We start from the raw sequence: 20,445 nt of genomic DNA on the forward strand, positions 1-20,445 counted from the left end.
GCGGCGCGTCAGCGCAGCACGTAGCCGATGCCGGGTTCGGTGACGATCCAGCGCGGGAGGGACGGTTCGGGTTCGAGCTTGCGACGCAGCTGCCCGCAGTAGACGCGCAGGTAGTTCGACTCGCGCCCGTACTGCGGCCCCCACACGGCGCGCAGCAGTTGTTCGTGCGGCACGACGCGCCCGCGGTGGCGCGCGAGTTCGGCGAGCAGGCGCCACTCCGTCGGCGTGAGGTGGACGGCCCCCGTCGGCCCGCTCGCCTCGTACGTCGTGAAGTCGAGCGAGAAGTCCGCGGTGACGACGGGCGCCGGGCCGGACGGTTCGGCGCCGCCTCGCCGCAGCGCGGCCCGCACGCGCGCCATGAGCTCCTCGATGCCGAACGGTTTCGTCACGTAGTCGTCGGCACCCTCGTCGAGCGCCTCGACCTTGTCATCGGCTTCCTGACGAGCCGACAGCACGATGACAGGCACGCTCGAGCTCTGACGCAGTCGGCGCAGCACGTCGACGCCGTCGAGGTCGGGCAGGCCGAGGTCGAGGACGACGAGGTCGGGCATCGCGTCTGCGCACGTGCTGAGGGCATCGAGGCCGCACCCGACGGTCTCGACGTCCAAGCCGCGCGCCTTGAGGTTGATGCGCAGCGTCCGCGCGATCGTCGGGTCGTCGTCGACGACGAGCACTCGTTCACTCATGACTCACCGCGCGTGGTTGCGTCTGCGAACCGGGTATCGACCGGCTGGTCGGCCTCAGCGTCCTGGGGCCGGGCCTCGGGCGCCGACTCGGGTTCCGATTCAGCGCCGGGCTCGGCCTCGCTCGTCGCACCCGCTGCGTTCGCCACGGCCGGCAGGACGATGACCATCGTGACACCTCCACCGGGAGTGGTCTCCGCCTCCAGCATGCCGCCCATCGCCTCCGTCAGGCCGCGCGCGACGGCGAGACCGAGCCCGATGCCGTCACCCGCGGGTGCGTCGCCGTAGCGCTGGAAGGGCCGGAATATCTCTTCGCGCGCCTCGTCGGGGATGCCGGGGCCGTGGTCGGCGACGCGTAGTTCGACGCGCGGGCCGAGCGCACTCGTCGTCACGACAACGCCGTCGCTGCCGCCGTGACGCAGGGCGTTCTCGAGGACGTTCGCGAGGACGCGGTCGAGCAGGCCGGGGTCGGCGACGACGTGGCGCGCGGCGTCGTCGAGGTGCCAGGTGACGCGATCGGGTGTCTCGAGGGCGCGCACCGCGGGTGTGACGACCTCGGCGAGGTCGATCTCGCGCGGGTTCGCGACGAGCGCGCCGGTCTGCAGCCGTGAGGCGTCGAGCAGGTTGCCGATGAGCGCATCGAGCCGATCGGCCGACGTCTCGACGGCTTCGAGCAGTTCCGCCTGGTCCTCCGGCGAGAACGTCACCTCGTCGCTGCGCAGGCTGCCGACGGCGGCCTTGATGCCGGCCAGGGGCGTGCGCAAATCGTGGGAGACGGCGGACAGCAGCGCGGTGCGCGCCTTGTTGTCGCGCACGAGGGTGTCGGCCGACTCGGCGAGGTCGAGCAGCGCTCGACGGTGCAGCACGGCCGCCGCGTGCATCGCGTACGCCCCCAGCAGCCGCTGCCGCTCGGCGGGGACGGGGCGCCCCACGAGGACGAGGTCGTGCTCGTCGTCGATGCGCTCGACCGTCGTCTTCTCGCGCGGCAGCGCCTGCGCGGCGACGTCGCTGTAGCCGTCCGTCGAGGCGATGACGCTGCGACCCGGCCCGCGGGTGCGCACGACGGCCGCCGCGTCCTGGTCGAACATCTCGAGCGAGCGCGTGAGCAGCAGCGCGAGCTGGTCGGCGGAGGACAGCATCGTGTGGCTGAGTTCGGCGAGCGCCGTCGCCTCCTGGTGCGAGGCGCTGACGTCGGCGGCCCGGCGGGCGCTCGCGTGGACGACGAGCGAGACGGCGGCGCCGATGACGACGAAGAGCACGAGCGCGACGACGTTCTGTGGGTCGGAGATCGTCAGCGTGCCGATGGGCGGGGTGAAGAACCAGTTGATGAGCAGGGACGACAGCACACCGGCCGTGATCGCGGGCGCCATCCCGCCGATGAGCGCGACGACCACGGTGAGCAGCAGGTACAGCTGCACGATGAGCGGCAGCCCGACACCGGAGCGCAGCGGCACGAGCAGGGCGCTCAGCAGCGCCGGGGCGGTCACCGAGGTGAGGAAGCCGAGCCGCACCCGGCGCGTCGACAACCCCTCGCGTTCGGTCGGTGACGAGCCCACGTGCGCGAGCTCGTGGGTGACGACGTGGACGTCGATGTCCTCGCCCGAACCCGCGATGATGCGCTCGCCCGTGCCGGGACGCAGCATCGCCTGGGCCCGCGAGCGCCGGCTGAGGCCGACGACGATCTGGTCGGCGTTGACGCCGCGCGCGTAGTGCAGGACGGCCTCGGCCGCGTCGGGCCCGCTGACGGTGTGGAACGTCCCGCCGAGCTCTTCGGTGAGGCGTCGCAGGCCGCTGACGACGTCGGCCTCGGCGGTGCGCAGGCCGTCGTCGCGCACGACGAAGACGGCGTGCATCTCGCCGCCGCTGCCGCGCGCGGCAATGCGGGCGGCGCGGCGCAGCAGCGTCGCGCCCTCGCGCCCACCGGAGAGGGCGACGACGACACGGTGACGTGTCGGCCACGTACCGACGATGTCATGGTCGCTGCGGTAGGCCGTCAGGCTCTCCTCGACGCGGTCGGCGAGCCACAGCAGCGCGAGCTCGCGCAGGGCCGTCAGGTTGCCCTGGCGGAAGTAGTTGGCGAGCGCCGCGTCGACCTTCTCCGGCTTGTAGACGTTGCCGTGCGCCATCCGCCGACGCAGTGCCTCGGGCGCCATGTCGATGAGTTCGACCTGCTCGGCGCGCCGGACGACGACATCCGGCACCGTCTCGCGCTGCAGCACGCCGGTGATGGCGAACGCCGCGTCGTTGAGCGATTCGAGGTGCTGGATGTTGACGGTGGAGACGACGTCGATGCCCGCCGCGAGCAGGTCCTCGACGTCCTGCCACCGCTTCTCGTGGCGGCCGCCCGGCACGTTGGTGTGCGCGAGTTCGTCGACGAGCGCGACCTGCGGCGCGCGCCGGAGCACGGCGTCGAGGTCCATCTCCTCGAGCGTCGCGCCCCGGTACTCGCGCCGCAGTCGCGGCATGACCTCGAGGCCCTCGAGCGCGACGGCCGTCGCCGTGCGCCCGTGGGTCTCGCAGAAACCGACGACGACGTCCGTTCCCCGCCCGGCCCGGCGTCGGCCCTCGGCGAGCATCGCCATGGTCTTGCCGACGCCGGGGGCCGCACCGAGGTAGATGCGCAACGTGCCTCGTGTCATGCGTCCATCTTCTTCTGCCGTCGCGGTTTCCGCCCGCTCAGCGAGCAGCGCGTTGCGCGAGTGCGATGTTGAGGTCGAGCACGTTGACCCGTTCGGCGCCGAGGTAGCCCAGGGCCGGCTTCTCGATGTGGGCGTCGATGACCTTCTCGACGTCGGCGACGCTCATCCCGCGGGCCGCGGCGATCCGCGGTGCCTGCCAGCGGGCATAGGCGACGCTGATGTCCGGGTCGACGCCGCTGCCGCTCGCGGTGAGGGCGTCGTCCGGGATCGGGCCCGTCGCGTTCGGGTTGGCCTTCGTCAGCGCCGCACGACGCTCGGTGATCGCCTTCTTCTGCTCGTCGGCGTTCTGGCCGAGGTTCGAGCCGCCGCTCTCGGCGCCGGGGGCGTCGACGGCGGACGGGCGCGCCGCGAACCACTTCGCGTCGCTCGTGGGTTGGTCGATGAGACTGGAACCCACCTCGCGACCCTCGGCGCGGACGATCGAGCCGTCCGCCCGGGCCGGCATCGCCCGCGCCACGCCCGTGACGAGCAACGGGTAGGCGATGCCGAGGACGACGGTGAGGACGAGGAGCGCACGAAGCGCGGCCCAACCCTGACGAAGAACGAACATGTCACTTCACTCCCGGGGTGACGGACAGGACGAGGTCGATGAGCTTGATGCCCACGAAGGGCGCGATGACGCCGCCGACGCCGTAGACGAGCAGGTTGCGGCGCAGCATCGCGGCGGCACCGAGCGAGCGGTACGCCACGCCCTTGAGCGAGAGCGGGATGAGCGCGACGATGACGAGGGCGTTGAAGATGACCGCCGACAGCATCGCCGACTCGGGGCTGTGCAGATGCATCATGTTGAGCTTGCTCAGGCCCGGGAAGATGACGACGAACATCGCGGGGATGATCGCGAAGTACTTCGCGACGTCGTTGGCGATCGAGAACGTCGTCAGCGCTCCGCGGGTGATGAGCAGCTGCTTGCCGATGGCGACGACGTCGATGAGCTTCGTCGGGTTGGAGTCGAGGTCGACCATGTTGCCGGCCTCCTTCGCCGCCGACGTGCCTGTGTTCATCGCCACGCCGACGTCGGCCTGCGCGAGGGCGGGCGCGTCGTTCGTGCCGTCACCGGTCATCGCGACGAGACGTCCGCCTTCCTGCTCGGCCTTGATGAGGCGCATCTTGTCCTCGGGCGTCGCCTCGGCGAGGAAGTCGTCGACCCCCGCCTCCTTCGCGATCGCGGCGGCCGTCAGCGGGTTGTCGCCCGTGATCATGACGGTGCGGATGCCCATCTCGCGCATCTGCGCGAAACGCTCGGCCATGCCGGGCTTGACGACGTCCTTGAGGTGGATGACGCCGAGCATCCGGGCGGTGCCGTCGGCGTCACGCTCGGCGACGACGAGTGGCGTGCCGCCGGCCTGGCTGATCGCCTCGACACGAGCGTCGATGTCGTGCGCCATGTGGCCGCCCAGCTCGTGCACCCACGCGGCGACGGCCGAGCCGGCGCCCTTGCGGATGGCGCTGCCGTCGGGCAGGTCGATACCGGACATGCGGGTCTGCGCGGTGAACGGAACGGTGACGACGTCCGCGATCTCGGTCGCCGTGAACCCTTCTGCCGCAGCGTATTCGACGATCGACCGGCCTTCGGGCGTCTCGTCGGCGAGCGACGACAGGCAAGCGGCGCGGACGAGATCCGCGCGCGAGACACCCTCGACGGGGACGACGTCACCGGCGCGGCGGTTGCCGTAGGTGATCGTGCCGGTCTTGTCGAGCAGCAGCGTCGAGACGTCACCTGCGGCCTCGACGGCGCGCCCCGACATCGCGAGCACGTTGTGCTGCACGAGGCGATCCATGCCGGCGATGCCGATGGCGGACAGCAGCGCACCGATCGTCGTCGGGATGAGGCAGACGAGCAGCGCGACGAGGACGACGAGCGACATGTCGTGGCCCGAGTAGCTCGCCATCGGCCAGATCGCCATGACGGCGAGGACGAAGATGATTGTCAGCGTCGTCAGCAGGATGCCGAGGGCGATCTCGTTCGGCGTCTTCTGCCGTTCGGCGCCCTCGACGAGCGCGATCATGCGGTCGATGAACGTCTCACCGGGCTTGCTCGTGATCTCGACGACGATGCGGTCCGACAGCACCGTCGTACCGCCGGTGACGGCGCAGCGATCGCCACCCGATTCGCGGATGACGGGCGCCGACTCACCGGTGATGGCCGACTCGTCGACCGTCGCGACACCGTCGACGACGTCGCCGTCACCGGGGATGACCTCGCCGGCCTCGACGACGACGCGGTCGCCGACGCGCAGTTCGGTGCCGGGCACGCGCTCCTCGCCGCCGTGCGGCATGAGGCGGCGGGCGATGGAGTCGACGCGGGTCTGACGCAGGGTGTCGGCCTGCGCCTTGCCGCGCCCTTCAGCGATGGCCTCGGCGAGGTTGGCGAACAGGATCGTCAGCCACAACCAGATCGTGACGGAGATCGAGAACACCGACGGGTGGATGATCGACAGCACCGTCGTGAGCACCGAGCCCACCCAGACGACGAAGATGACGGGGGTGCGCACGAGGTGGCGCGGGTCGAGCTTGCGCAGGGCGTCCGGCGCCGATTCGAGGGCCGTAAGGGCGAGTGATGCGTTCACGAGAGGGCCTCCGCGATCGGGCCGAGAGCGAGTGAGGGGAAGAAGGTCAGCCCGGCGACGATGACGATGATGCCGACGAGCAGACTGGTGAAGACGGGCCCGCGGGTCGGCATCGTGCCGGCCGTGGCGGGGCGCCGCTGCTGCGAGACGAGCGCGCCGGCGACGGCGAGCACGAGCACGATGGGCAGGAAGCGTCCGAGGAACATGCACGCCGCGAGCGTGAGGTTGAGGTACGGCTGGTCGGCCGCCAGGCCCGCGAAGGCGGAACCGTTGTTGTTCGACGCCGACGTGTAGGCGTACATCATCTCGCTCAGGCCGTGCGGGCCGTGGTTGAGCAGGGCGTCCTTCGCGACCGGCAGCACGACACCGGCGGCGGTGAACATCAGCACGAGCGCGGGCATGACGACGACGGCGAGCGCCGAGTACGTGATCTCGCGTCGGCCGATGGCCTTGCCGAGCAGTTCGGGCGTGCGTCCGACCATGAGGCCGGCGATGAAGACGGTGAGCAGCGCGAAGATGATGATGTTGTACAGGCCGGTGCCGACGCCGCCGGGCGAGACCTCACCGAGCATCATGTTGAGCATCATGAGGCCGCCGCCGAGGGGGCTCATCGAGTCGTGCATCATGTTGACGCCACCGGTCGAGGTGCCCGTCGTCGCGGTGCCGAACAGCACCGATCCGACGATGCCGAAGCGTTGCTCCTTGCCTTCCATCGAGCCGAGCGCACCGCTGGACTCGGCCCAGATGCCGAGGCCGGCGCTCAGGGTGAACAGGGCGCCCATGGCCGTCGTGAACACCGCGCCCTGACGGCGGTCGCCGACCATGAGGCCGTACATCCACGGCAACGAGAAGGGGATCGCGAGCACGAGGAGGATCTCGAACAGGTTCGTCCACGCGTTCGGGTTCTCGAACGGGTGCGCCGAGTTCGCGTTGAAGAAACCGCCACCGTTCGTGCCGAGCAGCTTGATGACCTCCTGGGAGGCGACGGGGCCGCCCTGGATCGTCTGGCTGCCGCCGACGAGCGTCGTCACGTCGTGCGGGCTGCTGAGGTTCTGGATGACGCCGCCCGCGACGAGCACGAGCGCGCCGACGAACGCGATGGGCAGCAGGATGCGGGTGCAGCTGCGCACGAGGTCGACCCAGAAGTTGCCGATCGTCGCGGCGTTGCTGCGCGCGATCGCGCGGCACAGGGCGACGGCGACGGCCATGCCCGTCGCGGCGGAGACGAAGTTCTGCACGTTCAGGCCGGCCATCTGGACGGTGTACCCGGCGCCCGACTCACCGCCGTAGCTCTGCCAGTTCGTGTTCGTCGTGAACGAGACGGCCGTGTTGAAGGCCGTGTGCCAGTCCTGGCTGCGCCCCAGGCCCCAGGGCAGGACGCCCTGCGCCATGATGAGCGCGAACAGCAGCACGACGGACGCGACGCCGAACATGACGCTGGCGACGGCGTACGTGCGCCAGCCCTGCTCGACGCGCGGGTCGACGCCGACGGCCCGGTAGATGAGGCGCTCCGGCGCCCAGTCATTCTCATCCGTGAAGCAGCGGTACATCCAGGTGCCGAGCGGCACGTGGACGAACGCCAGCAGCAGCGCGATGGTGGCGATCATGCAGATCGCCTGAAGAGTGACGTTCATGTGCGCGGCCCTCAGAACTTCTCGGGCCGGATGAGGGCGTACAGCAGGTACCCCAGCAGTGCGAGGGCGATGATGCCCGCGATGACGATTTCGATCATGGATCGAGCGTGCAACCGCCCCGGCGGCGCACCGCTCGTCTTGAGGTCGCCTTGTCGCGTCTTGACGCGTTCTTTACGTCAGGCTCTTCCCCTGCGTCGCTGCCCCGGCGTTCAGGGGCGCGGTGCGAAACCGGGCTGCACCTCGACGAGCCAGTCGAACGAGCGCGGGATCTTGCGCGTCCACACCGACAGGCGGTGGCCGCCGCCCTGCGCGATGCGCGCCGTGACGTCGGTGGGCCGCTTCACCACGGTGAGGAACTCCTTGACGGAGGGGTAGCTCACCTTGTCGGCGTCGGAGGCGAACAGCCACAGCGACACGGGCACCGGGTTGGCTTTCTCCAGGGCGATGAGGTCGTAGCTGCGCGCCTGCGGCGAGTTGGGGGAAACGGCGGGTGGCCGTCGAACTGCGGACGGAAGTAGCCCTGGTAGGCGACGGCGGCGCCGAACGTCGCGGGGTGCTTCATCGTCAGCATCGAGGCGCACCATCCGCCGAGGGAGTACCCCCACGTCGCCCACGACCCGCGCCCGGGCGCGACGGCGAAGGTGTGTTTCACCCACGTCGGCAGCGTGGAGGCGAGCCACGTCTCGGTCTGCAGGCCGTGCGGGTCGTCGCTGCACTCCGTGTCGTCGTCGAGGGTGCGGTTGAGTTGCGGCACGACGACGATGGGCGCGGCGATGCGGCGGTCGCTGACAGCCCTGTCGACGCGTGTAGAGGTGGTCGAGCTTGCTGTACGTCTCTGGGCTGCCCGGCAATCCGTGCATCGCGACGATGACGGGGTGACGCGTCGCGGAGTGTTGGTCGTACCCCACCGGCAGCTGGACGTACACCTTGCGCGACGCGGTGGGGCGCCCGTCGGCGTTCTTCGGGCCCGGGATCTCGCACTTCTGCAGGCGCTGACCCGGCTGCGGCAGCGCGGGCAGGGCGTGCGGCGTCGTCGGCGCCGTCGGGGTGGCGCTCGCGGAGGGGCCTGCTGATCCAGGGCGGGCGCCGGCGTGGGCGCGCCGTAGTGACGCGGCGTGTCCGCAGGCGAGTCGCCGAGCAGGTCACCCCAACTCGTGTAGAACGCCTACTCGTTGTTGAGAGGGCACCGACGAGCGCGAGCGTGGTGAACAGTGCCGTCAGGCCGAGGCGCGACAGCGCCTGCATCCACGGCTTGCGCCCCCCCACGAGCCTCCCCGGACGATGACGACGAGAACGAGTGCCGCGGCGCAGCCGAGCACGATCGGCAGCCACGTCCCGTTCAACCCCATGGAGGAAGGGTGAGGACTCATCTGGGGAATTGCCCGTGAGCCCCGCTGGGAGAACGCTCCGAATCGTGGTGTGCGTCACGTGGAGGGCGTCGACGTCCGATCGGACGCGGCGTCGGCGTCGCCCTCGGAGGCTGTGGGTGAGGCGTCGGCGCTGCCCTCGGACGTGCCGGGCGCCGCGGTGATCCACCACGGCGTCGTCGTGCCGGGGCCGTCGCCGTACTGGGCGTCTAGTTCGGCGTCGGCGCGGCGGGCGCTCGCGCGGTCGGCGCGCATCCACTCGATGAAGACGGCTGCGAGCAGGGGCAGCCCGACACTCTCGGCGACGGCGAGCAGCGCTCCGCCGGCGAACTTCTGATCGAGCGAGGCGGACATGTCGCCGCGGTAGGTGGAGGCGGACGCTGCGAAGCCGGGGAAGTGCGGCATGAGCAGATCGTGGTGCGTCATGACGAGGATGCCGGGGATCGCGTCGAACAGGCCGTCGACGCAGGCGAGCAGGACGCGCACGCCGGGCCCGGCCCACGCGGGCAGCAGATCGCCGGCGAGCAGGGGCAGCACGACGGTGACGCCGACGACGAGAAGGTGCACGGTGAGCACGATGCGCATCGGCGTCGAGTCGAGCGCGGCCTGCCCGTAGGGCGTGAAGAAGACGACGATGACGCTCACCATCGCGAGGATCGAGCTGACGAACGGGTACATGAGCGCCCGTCCGAGGCGCCCGCCGAGCATCCGGCGCAGCGCCGTCGACCCCGCCGCGCCCTCGATGACGTCGACGGGGCGCGCGAGCGCGAAGCCGGTCGGGATGACGGCGACGAGCAGCGCGACCTGCAGCGCGAACACCCACATGAGGCGCGTCGACCACACCTCGACAGGCCCGCACAGCGTGTAGGCGAGCGCGCCGGCGCCGAACGTCAGGAACCACGCGAGCCACGAGACGTCAGCTCGTCCGCGACGGCGTGCGCGGATCCAGGGGGCGACGTAGCCGATCGTCACGACTGCGACGAGGAGGGTGCCCCATGAGCCCGGTCGCCAGTCGGTCAGCCATGACGAGGCATGCAGTTCGTTCACAGCGGGCATTGTGCGCGCGTCGGCTGGGAGGGCGGTGAACTCGCCTCGGCGGCGGTTTCGAACGCGCTCGCGTCGCCGCGGGATCGGGCAACTGCGCACTGCGGCCACGACGCACACGGCTGGGCCCGCATTCGGACGGGTACGGCGAAGGCCCCCATCGGCGAACCGATGAGGGCCTTGCTGACGCTGGTCGGGGTGACAGGATTTGAACCTGCGACCTCGTCGTCCCGAACGACGCGCGCTACCAAGCTGCGCCACACCCCGCGACTCTCGTCGTGCGCCACCGATGCGATCGGCAGCGACACCAAACCTTACATGCCGCGGCGCGTCGGCGCTAATCGTCGGGGCACCGTCGTCACCGACGCCCTGGCGGCCCGTTCGTGAGCTACGTCATCGTGGGCGCGTCGCCACGTCCATCGGGGTGGCCAGGTCATACCATCAAAGGTCAGGGAGGAACGAACGCCAGGGGGAACAATCGTGGGCACGGACCACGACGGGCCACGCACGCCTCGCGGTCGCGGCACGGCTCGTCGCGACGGCACCGCGACTGCAGGCCGGAGCGGGAGCGCGGCAGGCAGTCGCGACCGCAACGCAGGTCATGGCGGCGTGCCCTCATCGAGCGATGACCTGCCCGACTGGCTGTTCAGCGCCGACCCGCTGACGTCCCCGCCGCGATCAGCGAACGCTCCCGCAACGTCCTCTCCCGCATCTCGGGAAGCGTCCCCGAGCGCGCGCGTCAAGAACGACGCGGACACGTTGCGCGTCGAGCCGTCGAGGGACGTCGTCGAGACGCCGGCGACGGCGGCGGCCTCGCGCACGACCGTCGGGAAGTCGGTCGACCGCACGAACCGAGCGGCCCGCGAGGCGAGCTCTCGGCCTCGGAGACGCCCCACGGACATGCTCGCGAAACCCCCGCGTCAGGCACCCCACCACGCGGAACGGTTGGCCCCGCCGGCTCGCGAATCCGCGGCGAGCAACGCGACGTCAGTGGTCACCGACGCGATGGACGCCACGACAGACCCCACCACGTCGACCGACACGAGCGCCCCGTCCTCGGACGCCGCTCGCACTGACGCCATCACAGGCCCCACCACATCGGCCGACACGAGCGCCCCGTCGTCCTCCGACGCCGTGCAACCAGCCTCCGACGCCGCGCGAGCGACCGTCGCGACTCCGCGGCGCGGCCGGCTGCCGGCCCTCGACGGCGTGCGCGCGCTCGCGGTGTTGGCCGTCATGGCGTTCCACTTCCGGGTGCCCGGGTTCAGCGGCGGTTTCCTGGGCGTCGACATCTTCTTCGTCCTGTCGGGCTACCTCATCACGAGCCAGTTGTGGTCGCGCTGGCCGCTGCGCGGCATCGATCTGAAGGCGTTCTGGGCCGCTCGCGTACGACGCCTCGCGCCCGCCGCGCTGCTCCTGCTCGCCGTGACGACGCTCGTCACGGCGTGTTTCCATCCGTCCGGCCTCGCGCAGCAACTGCGCGATTCGGCGGCGGCGCTGACGTACACGTCGAACTGGTGGTACGTGTACGGCGGACGGCAGTACGGCGACTTCGGTTCGTGGTGGTTCCTCGAACACCTGTGGTCGCTCGCGATCGAGGAGCAGTTCTACCTGCTGTGGCCGCTCGTGGTGGCGGGGGTGCTCCTCGCTGTTCGCGCCACACGAACGCGGCGTCACGTCCTGCTGGCCGTGACGATCGGCGGGGCGCTCGCCTCGAGCGTCGCGATGAGTTCGGGAGCGTTCGCGTCGACCGGCCGCTGGGCCGACGACCCCACGCGCGTCTACTTCGGCACGGACACGCACGTCATGGGCCTGCTCGTCGGCGCCGCCCTCGCCTTGCTGCTCGACGGGCGGGGGTTCCGCTCGCGCCGCACGTTCACGCCGGCGACGACCCGCATGACGGTCGCCGGCGTCGCCGCGCTCGTCGCCGTCTCCGCCGTGATGACGCAGCTCGACTTCCTCTCGATGGGTTTCTACCGCTGGGGCGGGTTCCTCGCCTTCTCACTCGTCGTGGCGACGCTCGTGTGGGTCGTCGTCCATGACGGCCCACTCGCCCGCGCGTTGTCGTGGCGCCCGCTGCGCTACGTCGGCGACCGCTCGTACGGGCTGTACCTGTGGCACTGGCCGCTCGTGACACTGCCGTTCGTCACCGACGCGATGGAGTCGTCGTGGCTGCTGCCTGCGATCGCGCTGAGCGTCGCGACGTTCGTGCTCGCCGAACTGAGCTACCGCTACGTCGAGATGCCCGTGCGTCGCGCCGGGGTGCGCGCCTGCCTGCGTCGCGCGCGGGGTGCTGTCGTCGACCGCCGTGTCGGCGCCATGGTCGCGAGTCTCGCACTCGCGGCGGCGCTCGTCGTCACGGCGACACAGCTCGTCGCGCACCGTCAGGGGTCGACGGAGACGACGGCACCCGCGCCCGGGATCGACGCCACGCCCACCCCGGCGCCGTCCGCCCCGCCGACGCCGGGGCGCCCCGGGGCGTCGTCGACCTCGGCGAGCCCGTCGTCGTCGAGCAACACCCCCGCGGCCGGGCTCGACACCCGCGCCACGAAGCAGATGAGCATCAGTGTCTGGGGCGACTCCGTCCCCGCGTCCGTCGCGCTCAACCAGCTCCCGCACGCCTACCGCACGGTCGACAACCACGCCGCGAAGAGCCAGCAGGCGAACGCGGTGCTCGAGCAGGTCATGGCGGCTGCGAAGGCGGGGACGATCAGGAGCGACGTCGTCCTGCTCCACACCGGCGACAACGGTGTCGTGCCGCAGGAGATGCTCGCCAAGACCCTCGACGCGTTGAAGGACGAACGCGTCGTGCTCGTGGTGCCGAAGACCACGCTGGGCACCCAGAAGCAGGCGCTGCATGCGATCCGCGAGGCGGCGAAGGGCCGGCCGTGGGTGCACCTCGTCGACTGGTACGGCGCCTCCAAGGACCACCCCGAGTACTTCATCGACGGCGTCCACCCCACCCTCGCAGCGATGCCCGTCTACATCAGCCTCGTGCAAAAGGCTTCGAAGGGCTGACCGCGACGCGACTCGTCAGGCATACCTCCGCCGCGTGAAGCGCGCCAGATCCTGCGCGAGCCGTTCGAGCGCGTCAGCGGCGTGATGGCGACGATCCCACGCGGCGTGGAGGCGGATGCCGAGAGCGTCGCCGTCAGCGTCGCGGATCGTGAGGGGCACGAGGCCGAAGCGGGGGTCGTCGGTGAGGACGCAGACGCCGCGCCCGCTGGCCGCGACGGCCTGGGCGACGACGGGTGAGGCGAACTCCGCGCGGGGTTCGACGCCGAGCTGCTCTGCGTCGAGGGCTGCGTCGAGCACGCGGCGCGCCGAGAAGCTGCGTTCGAGCAGAAGCAGGTCAGCACCCGCGAGCTCGTCGAGGTCGACGGCATCGCGCTGCGCCCACGGATGGGTCGGCGCGACGCACGCCCACAGCGGCAGGCGCGCGACGACGCGGCTGCCCAACGCCGGGGGTGGTGCGAGCGGCGCCACGGCGAGGTCGGCTCCGCGACGCAACGTGTCGTAGACGTCGTCGACGGACGCTTCGGCGATGCTCGGCAGCGGCGCGTCGGCGGACCACGTCGCGAGCCAGGGGGCGAGGACGTCGTCGCGGGTCGTGCCGGGGCTGACGAGACGAACCCGCTGCAGACGGCCGGCTGCGACGCCGCGGGCCGCGTCACTCACGGCGTCGGCCTGGCGCAGCAGTCGACGCGCGACGGGCAGCACGTCGATGCCGGCGGAGGTGAGGCGCAGCCGCCCGTCCTCACGATCGAACAGGCGGATGCGCAGCTGCCGCTCCAACTGCTGGATCTGACGCGTGACGGCGGGTTGCCCCACGCCGAGTCGCGCCGCGCCGGCCGTCACCGTCCCGGCGTCGGCAACGGCGACGAAGCACTCGACCGCCCTCAACTCCATACCGTCCCCTTCTGCGATCTACGTCCACATCGGCGATCTACGGTCACTTTCACCGCCCTCGGCGGCTGGCCAGAGCCCATCAGCGGCCTATTCCCAACATGCATACCAATCATCGAAAATTGATATTGGACAGCATAGGCGCCAAGCCTCAGAGTGAGGGAGAACACTGATCGACCCTGATCACTCGCACCTCGGTTCGATCCCGCACGACGAAAGGACACGGCCATGACGTCCGTCCCTCAGGAGCGCAAGCTCGTCACCGCCATCCCCGGCCCGAAGAGCCAGGAACTGCACCAGCGGACGAAGGGCGCGGTCTCCGCGGGCGTCGGCATCGGCCTGCCGGTCTACGTCGAGCGTGCGGGCGGCGGCATCCTCGTCGACGTCGACGGCAACCAGCTCATCGACTTCGGCTCCGGCATCGCCGTGACGAGCGTCGGCAACTCGGCGCCGAAGGTCGTCGAGAAGGCCAAGAACCAGCTCGACGACTTCACGCACACCTGCTTCATGGTGACGCCGTACGAGGAGTACACGGCCGTCTGCGAGAAGCTCAACGAGCTGACACCCGGTGACCACGAGAAGCGTTCGGCGCTGTTCAACTCGGGCGCCGAGGCCGTCGAGAACGCCGTCAAGATCGCGCGCGTCCACACGGGCCGTCAGGCCGTCGTCGCCTTCGACCACGCCTACCACGGCCGCACGAACCTGACGATGGCGCTCACGGCGAAGAACATGCCGTACAAGCAGGGCTTCGGGCCGTTCGCGGGCGACGTCTACCGCATGCCGATGGCGTACCCGTACCGCTGGGTCGGCAACGCCGACACGATCACTGCCGACGCCTTCGAGGCGTTCACGAGCGCCGTGCACGCGCAGATCGGCGAGCAGAACGTCGCGGTCGTCATCATCGAGCCCATCCAGGGTGAGGGCGGGTTCATCGTGCCGCCCGCCGGCTGGCTGAAGAAGGTCGCCGACTGGTGCCGCGAGAACGGCATCGTCTTCATCGCCGACGAGGTGCAGAGCGGTTTCTGCCGCACCGGCGACTGGTTCGCGTGCGACGCCGAAGGCGTCGTGCCCGACCTCATCACGACCGCCAAGGGCATCGCGGGCGGCCTGCCGCTCGCGGCCGTGACGGGCCGCGCCGAGATCATGGACGCCGTCCACGCAGGCGGCCTCGGCGGCACCTACGGCGGCAACCCCGTCGCCTGCGCGGGCGCCCTCGGCGCGATCGAGACGATGGAGTCGGAGAACCTGCCCGCGCGCGCCAAGGAGATCGAGGCGATCTTCCGCGAGCGCCTCGGCCAGATCGCCGACACGCACGACGTCGTCGGCGACATCCGCGGACGCGGCGGCATGATGGCCGTCGAGATCGTCAAGGCCGGCACGAAGGAGCCCGACGCCGACCTGACGAAGAAGATCGCGGCCGCCGCGAACGCTCAGGGCGTCGTCACGCTGACGGCCGGCACGTACGGCAACGTCCTGCGCTTCCTGCCGCCGCTCGTCATCGGTGACGACCTGCTGCGCGAGGGCCTCGACATCATCGCCGAAGCGTTCGACTCCGCGACTGCCTGAGCGCCTGAGCGCCTGAGCGAGCACGACCATCCACAGGCTGTGTCGGATCGCCCCGCCCCGGGCGATCCGGCACAGCCGCTTCCACAGCTGCACCCGCCGTACTCGCCGGTACACCACGAATCTGGGATAGGAAAGACACATGGACACGAAGGCTCTGATCAACGACGTGCCGAAGCAGCTGTTCGTCGACGGCGCATGGCGCGACGCGGAGGGCGGCAAGACGCTCGAGGTGACGAACCCCGCGACCGGCGAGGTCCTCGCGCGCGTCGCCGACGCCTCCCCCGCTGACGGCGACGCAGCCCTCGCCGCCGCGCACGCCGCGCAGGCGAGCTGGGCGGCCACCACACCGCGTGAGCGTTCCGAACTGCTGCGCAAGGCGTTCGAGCTGCTCATCGAGCGCACCGACGACTTCGCGGCGCTCATGACCCTCGAGATGGGCAAGCCCTTCGCCGAGGCCAAGGGAGAGGTCGCCTATGGCGCCGAGTACTTCCGCTGGTTCGCGGAGGAGGCCGTGCGCATCAACGGCACGTACCTGCCCGCCCCCGCGGGCGGATCGCGACTGCTGACGATGAAGCAGCCCGTCGGCCCGTGCCTCATGATCACGCCGTGGAACTTCCCGCTCGCCATGGGCACGCGCAAGATCGGTCCGGCGCTCGCGGCCGGTTGCACGATGGTCATCAAGCCCGCCGCCGAGACGCCGCTGACGATGCTCGCCCTCGTCGCGCTCCTCGAGGAGGTCGGCGTCCCGAAGGGTGTCGTCAACGTCGTCACGACGAGCGATTCGGGCGGCGTCATGGAGCCGCTCATTCGCGACCCGCGAGCTCGCAAGCTGACGTTCACCGGCTCGACGGCTGTCGGCCGCAAGCTCGTCGAGCAGTCGGCCGAGCAGTTGCTGCGCGTGTCGATGGAGCTCGGTGGCAACGCGCCCTTCATGGTCTTCGAGGACGCTGACGTCGACGCGGCCGTCGAGGGCGCGATGGCGGCGAAGATGCGCAACATCGGTGAGGCCTGCACGGCCGCGAACCGTCTGTATGTGCACGAGTCGGTCGCCGCGGAGTTCGGCGAGAAGTTTGCCGCGAAGATGAAGGCGATGACGGTCGGCAACGGCATGGACGAGGGCGTCACCGTCGGCCCGCTCATCACCGGCAAGGCCGTGAAGAACGTCCAGCGACTCATCGACGGTGCCGTCGCCGCGGGCGCCACGAAGGTGTGCGGCGACGAGCAGGTGCCGAGCGAGGGCAACTTCGTCGCCCCCACCGTCCTGACGAACGTGCCCGGTGACGACGACATCGTGCGCGAGGAGATCTTCGGCCCGGTCGCCGCGATCCAGACGTTCACCGACGAGGACGACGTCATCGCCCGCGCGAACTCGACGGAGTACGGCCTCGCCGCGTACTTCTTCTCGAAGGACTACTCGCGGGCGCTGCGGGTCGCCGAGAAGCTCGAGTACGGCATGGTCGGCGTCAACGTCGGCGTCATCTCGAACCCGGCCGCGCCGTTCGGCGGGGTCAAGGCCTCCGGATTCGGCCGCGAGGGCGGCTTCCAGGGCATCGACGAGTACCTCGAGACCAAGTACGTGGGCATGGCGCTCTGAGCGCCTGCGACGAAGGGGCATGTGATGAGTGAAGCCATCTACACGGTGACGAACCCGGCGACGGGTGAGGTCGAGGAGACCTTCCCCACCGCGACCGACGATGAGGTGATGGCCGCCCTCGAGCGCGCCTACGCCGCCCGCGAGCGCTGGCGCAAGGTGCCGCTCGAGGAGAAGATCGCGATCATCGAGCGCGTCGCGGCCGAGTACGACTCGCGTCAGGGGGAACTGGCGCGCATCATCGGTGACGAGATGGGCAAGCCTTACGGCGACGCGACGGGTGAGGTGTGGCTCTCGGGCGACATCCACGCGTACAACGCGAAGCACGCGCCGGAGGTGCTTGCCGACGAGGAGCTCGACCTGGGCGAGCGTGACGGGCGCGCGTACATGCGCAAGGAGCCCGTCGGCGTCATCGTCGGCGTCATGCCGTGGAACTACCCCTACTACCAGGTCGCGCGTTTCGCGGCGCCGAACCTGCTGCTCGGCAACGTCATCCTGCTCAAGCACGCGCCGCAGTGCCCGCGTTCGGCGAAGGTGATCGAGGAGATCTATCACGCCGCCGGGGTGCCGAAGGATGTCTATCAGAACCTCTACGCGACGAACGAGCAGATCGCGATGCTCATCGACGACCCGCGCGTGCAGGGCGTGTCGTTGACGGGTTCGGAGCGTGCCGGTTCGGCCGTCGGTGAGCGTGCAGGGCGCAACCTGAAGAAGGCCGTGCTCGAGCTCGGCGGCAGTGACCCGTTCATCGTGCTGCCGGACGCCGACATCGACAAGGCCGTCGAGGACGGCATCCTCGGCCGCTTCGAGAACTCGGGCCAGGCGTGCAACGCGGCGAAGCGGTTCATCCTCATCGGCGACGAGACGTACGACAAGTTCGTGCCGAAGTTCGCCGAGGCCGTCGCCGGGTTGAAGATGGGCGACCCGCACGACGAGTCGACGAACATCGGCCCGCTCGTCACGGAGGCCGCCGCGAAGGGTATTCAGGCGCAGATCGACGACGCCGTCGACGCGGGCGCCGAGGTGGTCGTCGGTGGCAAGCGTCCTGACGGTCCGGGCGCGTACGTCACGCCGACGGTGCTCGCCGGCGTCACGCCGCAGATGCGCGCGTGGAGCGAGGAGATCTTCGGCCCCGTCGCCGTCATGTACAAGGCGGCCGACGAGGACGAGGCCGTGCGCATCGCGAACGACACGCTGTTCGGTCTCGGCGCGTCGGTGCACTCGGCTGACGTCGACGCCGCGCTGCGCGTGGCCGATCGGCTCGAGTCGGGCATGGTGTCGATCAACGAGGCCCCCGGTTCTTCGTCGGAGCTGCCGTTCGGTGGCGTCAAGCGTTCCGGTTTCGGGCGCGAGCTCGGCACGTACGGGTTCGACGAGTTCTGCAACAAGCGGATGATCCGCATCGCGGGCTGACGAAGCTCGAAGGGGCGGGGTGCACCGCAGCGAAGCGAGGATGTGCCCCGGCCCCTTCGGGCGCGCGTCGGACCGCCCAAGTGATCGCGGGCTGACGAAGCTCGAAGGGGCGGGGTGCACCGCAGCGAAGCGAGGATGTGCCCCGCCCCCTTCGGGCGCGCGTCGGACCGCCGAAGTGATCGCGGGCTGACGAAGTACGCCCACCTGACCCTCGGGGCCTGAGAACGCCCCACTCGTGCGTCACGTCGCACGAGTGGGGCGTTCTTGCGTCACAGCATCCCCACTTGCGCGACATGTCGCGCCATCGGGGTACTGCATCCGACGTCAGCCATTCATGACGAACGTCGCCCGCGAACGTGTCATGTGTGACGCGTTCGCGGGCGACGTTCGAGCTCACCGTGAGCGACGGGTTCAGCCCGCGACGACGGCGCCCTCCGGTGCGAGGTCGACGCCGGCCGGCTGGGCCTCGGCGTCGGGGCGCACACGTCGCGGGACGAGCATCGCGATGGCGGCGCCCGCGACGGCGGCGCAGGCCCCGATGATGAAGCACACCTTGAACGCGCCCTCCGTCGGGATGGCGGGCGTCCCCGGCGCGAGGACGGTCGTGCGGCTCGTCAGCACGGCGGCCATGACGGCGCCGGCGACGGTCGTGCCGACCGAACGCATGAGTCCGTTGACGCCGACGCTGGCGCCGGCCTCGTGCATCGGCACGTTGTCGAGGATGAGCGTCGGCATGGCGGCGTAACCGATGCCGACACCCGCCGACGCGACGCACGAGGCGACCATGAGCTGCCATGGCGCGTTCATGAGGAACAGCGCGATGACGTAGCCGATGCTGATGACGAGCGCACCGGTGGCGAGCGTCACCCGCGCACCGCGGTGCGTGATGAGCGCGCTCGAGACGGGCGCGAACGCCATCATCATGAGGCCCGCGGGAGCCATCCACAGCCCGGCGTGCAGGATCGACTGGCCGAGACCGTACCCGGTGGCCTCGGGCATCTCGAGCAGCTGCGGCACGATGATGGACTGCGCCATCATGCCGAATCCGACGAGCACGGCCGCGAGGTTCGTGAACAACACCGGGCGGCGCGCCATGGTGCGCAGGTCGACGAGCGGATCGTGGTGACGCAGCTCGTACGCGCCCCAGACGAGCAGCACGATGACACCGGCGACGATGCTGCCGATCGTGCGCCCACTGCCCCACCCCCATTCGGAGCCCTTCGAGACACCGACGAGCGCCGAGACCAGACCCACGGCGAGACCGATGATGCCGACAGGGTCGATGTGCGCCGGGTGCTCGTCGTGGATGTGCGGCACGACGAACGCCGTCAGCACGACGACGACGGCGGCGAGCACCGCGGACAGCCAGAACAGGTCGTGCCACGAGTAGTCCTGCGCGATCCACGCTGCGAGCGGCAGACCAAGCGCACCACCGACACCGAGCGTCGCGCTGACGGCGGCGACGGCGCCCGTCGCACGCGCGGGCGGAGCGACCTCGCGCACGAGACTGATGGCGACCGGGATGTAGCCCATCGCCATGCCCTGCAGCGCGCGGCCGACGAGGAACGGCGCGAGGGTGCTCGACAGCGCCGCGACGACCGAACCGAGGACGAGCAGCGTCGCCGATACGAGCAGGACTCGCTTCTTGCCGTACATGTCGGCGAGGCGGCCGGTGACGGGCATCGTCACGGCGCCGGCGAGCAGCGTCGCCGTCACCGCCCAGGAGGCGTTGCTCGCGGACGTGTGCAGCAGCTCCGGCAGTTCGCGCTGGATCGGGATGACGAGGGACTGCATGAGCGCGCCGCTGAGGCTGCCGATGCAGAGGACGGCGACGACCGTCATCGGGGAGAAGCGCATCGCGGGGGCGGCCCCGGTCGGCGCGGCGGGTGAGGACAACTGACCACTCCGTTTGTGTAAATTACATACCTACCCGATGAGGATACATTTAGTTGTACGAAGCAACAAGTGGGGTGAC

15 protein-coding genes and 1 tRNA gene are annotated in these 20,445 nt (G+C 70.3%); 4 read left to right on the forward strand and 12 right to left on the reverse strand.

What is annotated here, in order from left to right; translation table 11 throughout:
- Positions 1–8: 8 nt before the first annotated feature.
- The 10 genes from J4Z35_RS00495 to J4Z35_RS00540 form a co-directional block, all read right to left on the reverse strand.
- Entirely contained in the window at positions 9–686 is a 678-nt protein-coding gene (locus J4Z35_RS00495; protein WP_074046341.1) for a response regulator transcription factor, read from the reverse strand.
- A complete protein-coding gene (locus tag J4Z35_RS00500; RefSeq protein ID WP_062256084.1) occupies positions 683–3,322 on the reverse strand; it encodes an ATP-binding protein in 2,640 nt (879 codons plus the stop codon). Before J4Z35_RS00500 ends, J4Z35_RS00495 begins: the two co-directional genes overlap by 4 nt.
- Positions 3,323–3,359: 37 nt before the next feature.
- Positions 3,360–3,932: a potassium-transporting ATPase subunit KdpC gene (kdpC, locus tag J4Z35_RS00505; RefSeq protein WP_208065262.1), complete on the reverse strand. Its 573-nt coding sequence runs from the start codon at positions 3,930–3,932 to the stop codon at positions 3,360–3,362.
- 1 nt (position 3,933) lies between these two features.
- On the reverse strand, positions 3,934–5,949 hold the full coding sequence (gene kdpB, locus J4Z35_RS00510; RefSeq protein WP_006943930.1) for a potassium-transporting ATPase subunit KdpB: 2,016 nt from the start codon (positions 5,947–5,949) through the stop codon (positions 3,934–3,936).
- Positions 5,946–7,583 carry a potassium-transporting ATPase subunit KdpA gene (gene kdpA, locus J4Z35_RS00515; protein WP_006943959.1) on the reverse strand — a complete coding sequence of 546 codons (1,638 nt, stop codon included), beginning with the start codon at positions 7,581–7,583 and terminating at the stop codon, positions 5,946–5,948. Before kdpA ends, kdpB begins: the two co-directional genes overlap by 4 nt.
- A gap of 11 nt (positions 7,584–7,594) precedes the next feature.
- Positions 7,595–7,696: a K(+)-transporting ATPase subunit F gene (gene kdpF / locus J4Z35_RS00520; protein WP_197079011.1), complete on the reverse strand. Its 102-nt coding sequence runs from the start codon at positions 7,694–7,696 to the stop codon at positions 7,595–7,597.
- 96 nt (positions 7,697–7,792) lie between these two features.
- A complete protein-coding gene (locus tag J4Z35_RS14280; protein WP_231729362.1) occupies positions 7,793–8,167 on the reverse strand; it encodes a hypothetical protein in 375 nt (124 codons plus the stop codon).
- A gap of 840 nt (positions 8,168–9,007) precedes the next feature.
- Complete coding sequence (locus J4Z35_RS00530; protein ID WP_208065263.1) at positions 9,008–9,997, reverse strand: cytochrome c oxidase assembly protein; 990 nt, start codon at positions 9,995–9,997, stop codon at positions 9,008–9,010.
- 187 nt (positions 9,998–10,184) lie between these two features.
- A tRNA-Pro gene (locus tag J4Z35_RS00535) sits at positions 10,185–10,261 on the reverse strand.
- Between the two features lie 332 nt (positions 10,262–10,593).
- Complete coding sequence (locus J4Z35_RS00540; RefSeq protein WP_208065264.1) at positions 10,594–10,842, reverse strand: hypothetical protein; 249 nt, start codon at positions 10,840–10,842, stop codon at positions 10,594–10,596.
- 97 nt (positions 10,843–10,939) lie between these two features.
- Between J4Z35_RS00540 and J4Z35_RS00545 the strand changes: the two genes are divergently transcribed.
- Complete coding sequence (locus J4Z35_RS00545) at positions 10,940–13,012, forward strand: acyltransferase family protein (protein WP_208065265.1); 2,073 nt, start codon at positions 10,940–10,942, stop codon at positions 13,010–13,012.
- Between the two features lie 15 nt (positions 13,013–13,027).
- Here the strand turns inward: J4Z35_RS00545 and J4Z35_RS00550 are convergent, their stop codons facing one another.
- Complete coding sequence (locus J4Z35_RS00550) at positions 13,028–13,903, reverse strand: LysR family transcriptional regulator (protein WP_144707627.1); 876 nt, start codon at positions 13,901–13,903, stop codon at positions 13,028–13,030.
- Positions 13,904–14,128: 225 nt separating this feature from the next.
- On the opposite strand from J4Z35_RS00550, the gene gabT reads away from it, so the two are divergent.
- The 3 genes from gabT to J4Z35_RS00565 all read left to right on the forward strand — a co-directional run bounded on the left by gabT (position 14,129) and on the right by J4Z35_RS00565 (position 18,470).
- A complete protein-coding gene (gene gabT, locus J4Z35_RS00555) occupies positions 14,129–15,466 on the forward strand; it encodes a 4-aminobutyrate--2-oxoglutarate transaminase (protein WP_208065266.1) in 1,338 nt (445 codons plus the stop codon).
- A 139-nt stretch (positions 15,467–15,605) separates the two neighbouring features.
- Positions 15,606–17,060: an NAD-dependent succinate-semialdehyde dehydrogenase gene (locus J4Z35_RS00560; RefSeq protein WP_006943997.1), complete on the forward strand. Its 1,455-nt coding sequence runs from the start codon at positions 15,606–15,608 to the stop codon at positions 17,058–17,060.
- 24 nt (positions 17,061–17,084) lie between these two features.
- A complete protein-coding gene (locus J4Z35_RS00565; protein ID WP_208065267.1) occupies positions 17,085–18,470 on the forward strand; it encodes an NAD-dependent succinate-semialdehyde dehydrogenase in 1,386 nt (461 codons plus the stop codon).
- Between the two features lie 411 nt (positions 18,471–18,881).
- On the opposite strand, the gene J4Z35_RS00570 is transcribed toward J4Z35_RS00565, so the two are convergent.
- Positions 18,882–20,366 carry an MFS transporter gene (locus J4Z35_RS00570; RefSeq protein WP_243754728.1) on the reverse strand — a complete coding sequence of 495 codons (1,485 nt, stop codon included), beginning with the start codon at positions 20,364–20,366 and terminating at the stop codon, positions 18,882–18,884.
- Positions 20,367–20,445 lie beyond the last annotated feature (79 nt).

This window comes from Dermacoccus sp. NHGro5 (assembly GCF_017565385.1).
Taxonomy (GTDB): domain Bacteria; phylum Actinomycetota; class Actinomycetes; order Actinomycetales; family Dermatophilaceae; genus Dermacoccus; species Dermacoccus nishinomiyaensis.

What these genes read in the sequence shown, in the direction of transcription:
- gabT (WP_208065266.1), top strand. Translation starts at nt 14,129, where the DNA reads ATGACGTCCGTCCCTCAGGAGCGCAAGCTCGTCACCGCCATCCCCGGC.
- kdpA (WP_006943959.1), bottom strand. Translation starts at nt 7,583, where the DNA reads ATGAACGTCACTCTTCAGGCGATCTGCATGATCGCCACCATCGCGCTG.
- J4Z35_RS00495 (WP_074046341.1), bottom strand. Translation starts at nt 686, where the DNA reads ATGAGTGAACGAGTGCTCGTCGTCGACGACGACCCGACGATCGCGCGG.
- J4Z35_RS00560 (WP_006943997.1), top strand. Translation starts at nt 15,606, where the DNA reads ATGGACACGAAGGCTCTGATCAACGACGTGCCGAAGCAGCTGTTCGTC.
- kdpC (WP_208065262.1), bottom strand. Translation starts at nt 3,932, where the DNA reads ATGTTCGTTCTTCGTCAGGGTTGGGCCGCGCTTCGTGCGCTCCTCGTC.
- J4Z35_RS00500 (WP_062256084.1), bottom strand. Translation starts at nt 3,322, where the DNA reads ATGACACGAGGCACGTTGCGCATCTACCTCGGTGCGGCCCCCGGCGTC.
- J4Z35_RS00565 (WP_208065267.1), top strand. Translation starts at nt 17,085, where the DNA reads ATGAGTGAAGCCATCTACACGGTGACGAACCCGGCGACGGGTGAGGTC.
- J4Z35_RS00550 (WP_144707627.1), bottom strand. Translation starts at nt 13,903, where the DNA reads ATGGAGTTGAGGGCGGTCGAGTGCTTCGTCGCCGTTGCCGACGCCGGG.
- J4Z35_RS14280 (WP_231729362.1), bottom strand. Translation starts at nt 8,167, where the DNA reads ATGGTGCGCCTCGATGCTGACGATGAAGCACCCCGCGACGTTCGGCGC.